Source organism: Deinococcus frigens DSM 12807, from assembly GCF_000701425.1.
Lineage (GTDB): Bacteria > Deinococcota > Deinococci > Deinococcales > Deinococcaceae > Deinococcus > Deinococcus frigens.
This window is the reverse complement of the sequence record NZ_JNIW01000123.1, coordinates 1-3,250: the sequence shown is the minus strand read 5'-3', so window position 1 is coordinate 3,250 and position 3,250 is coordinate 1. Positions and strand designations below refer to the sequence as shown.

Below are 3,250 nucleotides of genomic sequence, written 5' to 3'. Positions count from 1 at the left end.
TGGTACAGCCACACAGCGTGCTGGATGATGATCATTGGGAAGCGGTGTCGGTAGGGCTTGGCGTCGGTCATGGATGGTTACCCTACCCCAGTCCGATTAAGGCAACACAACCGTCGAGAGTGCAGGAAAGAGAAGAGCACTGAGGAGCAGGACGCGCTTGCGCATAAGACCTCCCATGGTCCATTCCAGGTATCAGGTACGCTATTGGTGTGCTTAACGTACCCAAAAAAATTGAAATGTCAATGACATTGTCGCGCGTTTGCCGAAATTTCTCCGCTCAAGAAGTCGGGAACCAGGCTGTCACAGCCGAAGACATCGACGGGGCCTTGTGCATCTGAGGAACACGTCCTTGCCCCATGCAGGCCCAATGTACGATAGTGCGGTCAGCCTTCGGCTCTCTGGCCCTCCTGCGGGGGCGAGGTACATGTCCCACCCCTGAAGAAAGGGGCTTGCGCGGCTCACTCGGTCAGGGCCCCTGCTGCCAGTGCCTGTCTCGCCGCTTCCTCGGAGCGCAGCCAGTCCTTGAGATCGTCAATGAATCCCTGAGCGTCGAGGGCAGCCAGCCGCCGGTGGGCTTCTTCGATGATCTGGGCAGGGTTGAGCCTCCCGCGCAGCACCAGGTCGCGCAAGGTGTCAAGTTCGGACAGGGCAAATTTCCGGGCGTACAGAAGCGATACGCGCTTGACCGTGAACGCCGCTGCTTCGTCTGGGGACATGCGGGCGAGTTCCTCTGACCAGCCGGGCAGCGTGGGCTCTGCGGCCTGCTTGGCCTGGGCACGTGGCGGCCCCTGGGGAAGCGTGATGACCTTTCCCGCCGCCGGATCAGGATACTGATCGGCATTTTTGATCAGATGGACCAGGGCGTGCGCTGGCGTCTTGCGAACCGTCAACTGACCAGATTTTACCAGTCGGTCGAACAGTTCAATCCGGCCCGTCAGGATTGAGGTGGAGTACTGGCGGGCGAGCTGCCGCGATACACCGTCGGTCACGCCGTGCATGCGTAGTCGGTGCAGGACAGCCGGATTGACCGGCGTGAAATCGGGGGAAAACTCGTAGTGAAGGCGCTGCTCGCGCCCCCGGCCCTCAGGCACCACTTGCCGCAGATAACCTCGGCGCAGCAGTTCCTCGTGGGGTCCCGCAAGGGCGCGGCGCACGGCGTCCGGACGAATGTTGGGCAGCTTGCACTGCTCAGCCAGCTCAATCAACCCTATGTCGTATTCGTCGATGAGTTCGTCAGGCGTTTCCGGATGATAGCGCATGGCGTCTAACAGGCGAAAAATAATGCGGGTCCGCGGTCTGGACAGAGACTGCATGAATTCGATATTGAGCGGCTTGGTATACCCGCTGCGCAGCGAGGCAACCAGCGGTTCAGCCAGACGGATTCGCAACATGCTCCGTTCATCGAACTTGCCCGATTCGCCCTGATGGGTGTATTCGAGAAGCTCGATGAAGTGAAATTTGGCGGTAGTCCAGCGCCGATTGGGGTGATCGCGCCAGCCGCCAGCGATTTCATACGACGTGGTGTGCAGACGGTCCAGACTGCTCGAAAGCATCTCTCGATATTTCCCGTTGCGGTGAAATCCAGCCAATTGCATCAACTCCGAAATGGCCAGCGTCATGATGCCGTCGTCGGGCAGACCGATGCTCATGTAATTGTCGATCAGCGCGCTGCTGACGTCGTTGTCGATGCCGTGGGGAACGCCCAGCTCAGGAAGCGCGCGGCAGGAGATCCGGACCACCCGCTCGCCGTGCTGATAAGTCACTTTCCAGGAATTCTGCTCGACTGACTGGTCCTGTGCAGAGACCAGATTCAATCGGCCCCAGTTCAGATCGTCGAAGCTGGTGCGCTGCTGGTCTGCCACATTGCCTCCTGTTGTTGACAAGATACTCTTTTATTGGAAAGATTTTGATTAAAAGATTGGTGAAAAACACCACCAAGGAAGAGTTAAAAAAGCCGTCTCAGAGGCTTAAATCTGCACAAACGCCTCAGGTATGTCTCAGGTAACACCTCAGGTATGTCTCAGGTAACGCCTCAGGTATATCTCAGGCACGGTGGAATACGCCTCAGGTGTGTCCCAGCAAATGCCTCAGGTGTGTCCCAGAGGCCATCTGAGACATACCTGAGGAGAAAACGCCCAACACCACAGGTATGTCTCAGCCTTAAGGCGCAAAACACCTCAGGTATGTCTCAGGGATTTTCGGGCAACGCCTTAGGTATGTCTCAGGCAATGCCTCAGGTATGTCTCAGGGCGCAACGCATATTCAGCTCGTTTAGATCGGAGAGACAGTCCCACGCCATAATTCTGCGAGGAGTCACTGAGGGTGACCAATCCCTTGCAATCTCATTCGCGGCATCGCGGTCACTCAACTGTTCCAGAAACTGAGGCACGTTGATTAAAGCCAGTTGCCATAACGCCCAAGCCAGGAGTCTATAGCTGGAGAACCGGTGCACCGGATCAGCACCGACGCACCGCCGAACTCATCCCGCAGCCGCAGCATGACGTTGCCGTTCCGAACCGCCACGCGGACCGCTCCCGAAATTCCTGCTGGAAGCTCGCTCAACGTTTGGCTTGGAGCCTCACGTCCCATGATCCGCCTCGGTCACTATTCGTCACCCGCATCTGCGCTGATTGCACGGCTGCTCGTCGATGTCCGCCTTCAAGAGGTGGAGGATGGACTATCTGTCAGGGTTCTGGCAAACATTTAACAACCCGGTGTCGTGCAGGACGATTCTTTATCCGACCATTGAAATTGACTTTGGTCTCCCATTCTCTTTGGTCTCCTATTCTGAGGATATGCAGCCACCGGGGAACTTGCTCAGTACTCTGAGCCTGCGTGCCAGGCTGACGAACGCCCCAAGCGATCAGAGGCTGATCTGAGGCAGACCGGGTCCCGACCGACCGCCAGCTCAGCCTGGAAGCCGAGACCCACTCTGCCTGGAAGGCCGTTCGGGCTGCGATGACGCCGCATTCCACGGTCTTTCCCATCAGGCTTAACACCTCGCGCGACTTGCAGATGGCTTGCCAGAGAAACCGCCTCCATCCAAGTTAAGTTGCCGGAATCCCAGAAGTAAGAGTTGAGTGTGGTTCTCATGCTTACCATCACCAAGAACATGACCCGCTTCGTTGTCTCGTTGTTGGAGCGTTCAGCCGGGTCAGACGGCTGGCGACTGATTCTGCTGCTGGCGATACCTGTCGCGGCGTTCGCCTTTTTCCTTGGCGCACTCCTTGATCCCCTCAGCGGACAGTCC

General features: G+C 57.6%; 1 protein-coding gene. It reads right to left on the bottom strand.

Annotated features, from left to right (window positions below; translation table 11 throughout):
* Positions 1 to 458: 458 nt before the first annotated feature.
* Positions 459 to 1,862 (bottom strand): replication initiator protein A, encoded by a 1,404-nt coding sequence (locus Q322_RS0119795; protein WP_051668812.1) that lies wholly within the window; start codon positions 1,860 to 1,862, stop codon positions 459 to 461.
* Between the last annotated feature and the right edge of the window lie 1,388 nt (positions 1,863 to 3,250).